The 4,804-nt window shown below is 54.5% G+C and carries 8 protein-coding genes and 1 pseudogene; 1 reads left to right on the top strand and 8 read right to left on the bottom strand.

Translation table 11 applies throughout. The features are described from left to right. The first annotated feature begins 220 nt into the window (after positions 1-220). A complete protein-coding gene (locus tag AO277_RS10760; RefSeq protein ID WP_044319923.1) occupies positions 221-880 on the top strand; it encodes a DUF4145 domain-containing protein in 660 nt (219 codons plus the stop codon). Between the two features lie 5 nt (positions 881-885). Here AO277_RS10760 and AO277_RS10765 read toward each other — a convergent pair whose 3' ends face one another. The 8 genes and pseudogenes from AO277_RS10765 to AO277_RS10800 all read right to left on the bottom strand — a co-directional run. Then, on the bottom strand, positions 886-1,317 hold the full coding sequence (locus AO277_RS10765; RefSeq protein ID WP_044319924.1) for a hypothetical protein: 432 nt from the start codon (positions 1,315-1,317) through the stop codon (positions 886-888). Between the two features lie 48 nt (positions 1,318-1,365). Then, entirely contained in the window at positions 1,366-1,986 is a 621-nt protein-coding gene (locus AO277_RS10770; RefSeq protein ID WP_044319925.1) for a tail assembly protein, read from the bottom strand. Between the two features lie 10 nt (positions 1,987-1,996). After that, positions 1,997-2,347 carry a hypothetical protein gene (locus tag AO277_RS10775; RefSeq protein ID WP_044319926.1) on the bottom strand — a complete coding sequence of 117 codons (351 nt, stop codon included), beginning with the start codon at positions 2,345-2,347 and terminating at the stop codon, positions 1,997-1,999. A gap of 9 nt (positions 2,348-2,356) precedes the next feature. Next, positions 2,357-3,229 (bottom strand): hypothetical protein, encoded by an 873-nt coding sequence (locus AO277_RS10780; RefSeq protein WP_044319927.1) that lies wholly within the window; start codon positions 3,227-3,229, stop codon positions 2,357-2,359. 46 nt (positions 3,230-3,275) lie between these two features. Then, positions 3,276-3,461 (bottom strand): hypothetical protein, encoded by a 186-nt coding sequence (locus AO277_RS10785; RefSeq protein WP_005746316.1) that lies wholly within the window; start codon positions 3,459-3,461, stop codon positions 3,276-3,278. A 325-nt stretch (positions 3,462-3,786) separates the two neighbouring features. Beyond that, positions 3,787-4,143, bottom strand: a complete 357-nt coding sequence (locus AO277_RS10790) for a hypothetical protein (protein WP_044319928.1) — start codon at positions 4,141-4,143, stop codon at positions 3,787-3,789. Between the two features lie 100 nt (positions 4,144-4,243). After that, positions 4,244-4,696 carry a DUF2280 domain-containing protein gene (locus tag AO277_RS10795; protein WP_044319929.1) on the bottom strand — a complete coding sequence of 151 codons (453 nt, stop codon included), beginning with the start codon at positions 4,694-4,696 and terminating at the stop codon, positions 4,244-4,246. A 14-nt stretch (positions 4,697-4,710) separates the two neighbouring features. Next, positions 4,711-4,804, bottom strand: a pseudogene (locus tag AO277_RS10800) (IS5/IS1182 family transposase); the annotation flags it as partial.

The raw sequence follows: 4,804 nt of genomic DNA on the forward strand, positions 1-4,804 counted from the left end.
CGCGCTCGACTTGCGTCCTGGTCATCGGTCGATGCTCGAAGGTATGCACGAATGAACATCAGTAGATCTGTCTCATTTTGGGTGTAGTCTGATGATTGTATCAAATTGGGTGTACGTTAAGTGCGCACAGCTGAAATCGAGTCGTTCTGATTTTTGTATCACTTGGTGTATAACCAAAAAATACGCTAGTATGGCCGCAGTCTTACCCCAAGGAATCGCCATGCTGCCAAAGGTAGTCGCTCCAGAGTTTCGAGCCAAAGCGTTCACCTGTCTTCATGTGGATTGCGCGACCATTACTTCAATGCAGTGGGCAAGTTGCCGTGGGAATTTTATTGGTCACTTTGAAGACCTTCCTGTCTGGGTATGTAGGTGCGACCACTGCGGAAGAATCAGTATTTGGGGATCAAACAGGCAGGGTGATAGTGGTTCTTTGATTTATCCAGGCACCCTGCCCGCACCAAGTGGCCATGAGTATTGGCCCGAGGGATGTAGGACTGATTTCGAGGAAGCAAGACAAATATGCTCAGCCTCGCCTCGAGGTGCTGCTGCTCTATTGCGGCTCTGCCTCCAAAAACTGTTAGGTCATCTTGGGGGCAAAGGCGAGCATATCGATACGGATATCAAGACGCTTGTGGCGAATGGTCTAGACCCTCACATTCATCAAGCACTTGATGTAATAAGGGTTACGGGGAATAACGCGGTGCATCCTTTGGAAATGAACCTTGAGGATGATCAGGACAGTGTTTTGGTGTTATTCGAGATGATCAACCTAATTGTTGAGGAGCGTATCGCGCGCCCAGCGAAGATAAGCGAGCGTTTCGCCAACCTCCCGGAAAAGGCAAGGTTGGCAATCGAGAAGAGGGACAGGCCGAGGGTCTGACCGTATCAAATCGAGGCGGGGCGGATGTCTAACCCTACATTGCTGTCGCCCCCAATTCTGAATCTCTTGACTTGACCATCCTTCAAATTTGACGCCAGCTCCTTCAGCGAGCCGCCCCAATCACACATCACTTTGCCCTGCTGATCGGCACCAATGCCCACCAGGTGCTCACCAGCAGGGACATACAGCCTCACGATCTCCCCAGTGTCGATTCGAGCGGCCGGCTTGCCGTCGACATGAACGGCCACAAAACAGCCTCCAGCTACAAAGCCGGTATCACGTGCAACAACGATAGTACCGTAGGGAATGGATGGCTTCGCGCCAAACGCCAGTACCCGATCACCCGCAACTGGTTTGGCCTGATCAAATGGTATGGGGGTGGTCGAGCAACCTGCGAGAACGCTTGCGACTGCAATAACTGCGATGGCATTTTTCATTGGAATCATCCCTGGGTTTATCGCTAGATCGTACCATTGCCGCTGAAATTAGGCCTTGTCTTCGGCGTAGATGGCAGCACTGATAATTGCCCCGCCCCAGCGCCGCTCGCCAATACAAAGCGGAACGGGGTTGCCGCTGGCCGTGGTGTTCTTGGCGATACCGAAAGCGTAACTGGGAAGGTTTTCGGGCGAAGCGCTTTGCTTCAGGCCGGAGGCTTGGGGACTGAGCATCTGGATGACGTCTCCTATCGCCAAGCCATATCCAGCCGCGGCCATCGCACTTGTTAATGGCGATGCGGCCCCTCCAGAAGCGAAGGTGATAAGTGCTGCAGCCGCAATGAGAACCACACCTACCACTGTTTGCACTACACCAGCGCGCTTACCACCGCTAATCACTGGGACTATTTTCAGCGTTCGCGTTCCGCCGAGGTCAAAGCCCTTTTCTCCGACATTTTTTCCATTACGGATGATCGCAAAGCTAATGCCCAGTCGCTGGAGACGTGCAATTTCCTCTGTAAATCCGTCAAGGGTTGCACGTAACGCCTTGAAGACTTCCCAAGTACTGCCAGTGTCGAGCTGATATTGCTTTCTGCGAAAGAACTTCCTGGCGAGTACGGAGCTGAGCTCGATAGTAGTCTGGGGGCTGTAGTGTGCTGCTGTTGCGGCCATGAGCGACCTCCTATACGTGCGTGGCAGGGACATAGATGCCCAGGCGGATGGCGAGAAGAGACCGTGACATAAGCGCTTGGTCGAAAGTCAGCTGCTCCCGCTTTGGGTCGTAGTTCCACACTCGGTCGTAATTTAACTGATAGGCCCTGGCACCTCGGAACGTCCCACGCAGCAGATCGGCAGAAACTCGCGCCTCATCCTCAGTAAAGAATGGTCCGTCAATGACGACCTTTTGGCCGTCGCGGGGGTGCTGGACTTCCCACACCAGGTAGCCAGCGTCCGGGCCTTGAATGAGTTCATGCGATTGAAACCGCTGTGTCTTGCACGCCTCGGCGAAACGCTCTTGATAAGTACTGCTCATAGCGCCTCCTTACGCCGCGTCGGGCTGTGATTGCGGCGTGTCGGATTGGTCGCCTGTGGCGGATGCATTTGTCGGCTCGCTACGACGCTGCGGCGCGGGCATCTTGCTCAGGAACTCCCTGATGATGTCTGCGCCCTCACAACCTGAGCGCCACTTCTCGAAACGGCTTGTGTAGCCTGCTGAGTTGGCCACCATCTTTGATACCGCTGTCGCCGCTTGCGCAGTAGTGGCCACCACGTCGTCAAACACCTTGAGCATCTCGCGCAGATCCTCGATATCGTCTGCGTAGACGGTCGCAATGCCTGCTCGCTCCAAACTGGCGGCCGCTTCACTGCTCACGCCAGACAGCATCGGATTGGCACGCAGGATGGCGCTCACCACTTCCGGCTGATCACCTCGCTTTGCCTGGTTGATCAAATCACTGCGGTCCTCTGGCTTCATCCCGCGAAGCATCGCTCGGAGCTCTTGGTCAGCCATGAAGCCGACGACGTCGTCTTGGGCGCGGGGCGTAACCGGAGCGAATCCATTTTTCACACCCTTGGCCAAGGTGAGCATATCGGCCGCAGCAGCCTGCAGCGCTGGCATTAGGCGTTCGGTCATCACGTTGATGCTTTCTTTGCCCATTCGCTCGATGGCGGCGTCGTTCAGGTCGCTATTAGCGCGGATGCCAAGTACCTCTTCACCGACGTCTTTAAACGATTCCAGAGCTTGGGTCTGCAGGGCGCGGACTTGCTTCATCAATTTGCCGGCCTGCCAGTGGGAGCGGCCGCCCTCCTGATTCTTGACGATGAATATCCGAGATTCGAGCCTGGAGTAGTCGTATTCCGAATAGTGAAGATTGGCATTGCCGACTTTCAGGACCGCGCGTTTGGCTGCTGTCATGGTGATTCCTTGGGTCAATAAGTGGTGTGGTAAGCGTGGAGGGGTGTCAAAGGGCTGTAAGGCGTGACTCCACGCTGATCACTGGCCGGTTTTCAGCAAGGGCGATCAGTAATGCGCTCGCCTCGACACTGCCCGTTTCGGCGGCCGCACGGAGTCGCGCCCAAGCAGCGGTGATTTCTGCCCGGGTGGGTTTGGTTTGAGGGCCGCGTTGCTTCGGATGGTTGGCCTGCATGATCAATCCTCAATTGGCTGCGTACCGATGTACGCGACCAAATTAGAACTGATCTGACTGCATATCCAGTGCTTTTTGAGTGCGCTTGAAGTGATACACAGAACGAGACAGAACGGGACGAAAAGTCCCTTATAAAACGGACGAATGGTTAATTCGCAGGCGGTGAGTTTGTTTCAGAAAGTCGAAGGGAGGCTAAGTGATACAGAGCCGGGATCTCGGCTCAGTGATCCAGCCTCAGATTGAGGGCGGGCGGTAGCTTCCCCCGACGGGGGAGTTGTTCCGCGCCACGAAATGGCGAAGTATAAAATCGTGGCGCGGCTTGCTGTCACTTATCCCTAAGCTGATTCGGTAAGCGAGTACCATAATTATCTGGCGCGCTGTCCAAATTGCTCAGTAGATTTGAAATCAAATCGTAATCCGTTTCCAGTTCATAGAGCTTTTTATAGCTGTGATCTTGACTATCGAGCGTGAGGAAAAAACTGCTTTTTATCTCAGATAAAAGTGACTGCAGCCCTTTCAGGTCATCGACAGCGACATCCCAGTCTTGCGATGAAAGGTAAACCAGCGTTCTGTCAGGGCTATACATCGTTGGAAGGCGGCCATGACTTGCACACAGGTTACGAACGTCATCAAATTTGGCCTTAGCCGCATATGTGTCCCAGTTGAAATTTGGACGTGCCATCCTTTTGCTCCTTCTAATTGGCGAGCGGTGAGGATAGCAACCCTTATTCGCATTTCAATGTCCTGGAAATCCCCTGTAATACAGCTGTTCCGACCTACCTTCAGGGAGCGCCGACTGGAGCCAGCACGAACTCGACGCGCACGGGTGCGGCGTCACCACTTACTAGGTTATCGGCTTTAACGCGGCAATTGGTGTAGAGGTCGCCACACTCCTTGGCAGCCTGCTCCAGCAGCTTTAAGCCTTGGGCAATATTGCCGCGCGCCTCAGCTTCTTCGAACATCCTGCCGAGTGCTCGGAGGCGATAGGCGCGGTTCGCTACTGGCACCTCTACCATAGTTTCGCGAAAGCTCGCCCGGGTGTCTTCAAACAGCGTGACCCAGCGCTTGGCTAGGCCTTTGCTGCAGCGCTTGGTTGGATCGTTTGTCTCTACCAACTGGCGGGATACCACTAGGCCAAAGTTAGCCCGAACGGCCTCGGCCACCTGTGACGGTGAGTCGAAACACGCGAGCGCCTGGACGATGAATGCTTTCACTTCGGGGGTTAGCGCGGTCATGGGGTCGAATCTGTCTAGGGTTTGTCTGAAAAGTCAGCCCGCAAGCATCTTTCGATGCAAGCCAGTGTGACCATCGCTTTAAAGCTACTTGCCAGCTTGTCGTAACGC

Source organism: Pseudomonas amygdali (assembly GCF_002699855.1).
In the GTDB taxonomy this organism is placed as follows: domain Bacteria; phylum Pseudomonadota; class Gammaproteobacteria; order Pseudomonadales; family Pseudomonadaceae; genus Aquipseudomonas; species Aquipseudomonas amygdali.

What these genes read in the sequence shown, in the direction of transcription:
- AO277_RS10790 (WP_044319928.1), bottom strand. Translation starts at nt 4,143, where the DNA reads ATGGCACGTCCAAATTTCAACTGGGACACATATGCGGCTAAGGCCAAA.
- AO277_RS10795 (WP_044319929.1), bottom strand. Translation starts at nt 4,696, where the DNA reads ATGACCGCGCTAACCCCCGAAGTGAAAGCATTCATCGTCCAGGCGCTC.
- AO277_RS10765 (WP_044319924.1), bottom strand. Translation starts at nt 1,317, where the DNA reads ATGAAAAATGCCATCGCAGTTATTGCAGTCGCAAGCGTTCTCGCAGGT.
- AO277_RS10780 (WP_044319927.1), bottom strand. Translation starts at nt 3,229, where the DNA reads ATGACAGCAGCCAAACGCGCGGTCCTGAAAGTCGGCAATGCCAATCTT.
- AO277_RS10770 (WP_044319925.1), bottom strand. Translation starts at nt 1,986, where the DNA reads ATGGCCGCAACAGCAGCACACTACAGCCCCCAGACTACTATCGAGCTC.
- AO277_RS10760 (WP_044319923.1), top strand. Translation starts at nt 221, where the DNA reads ATGCTGCCAAAGGTAGTCGCTCCAGAGTTTCGAGCCAAAGCGTTCACC.
- AO277_RS10775 (WP_044319926.1), bottom strand. Translation starts at nt 2,347, where the DNA reads ATGAGCAGTACTTATCAAGAGCGTTTCGCCGAGGCGTGCAAGACACAG.
- AO277_RS10785 (WP_005746316.1), bottom strand. Translation starts at nt 3,461, where the DNA reads ATGCAGGCCAACCATCCGAAGCAACGCGGCCCTCAAACCAAACCCACC.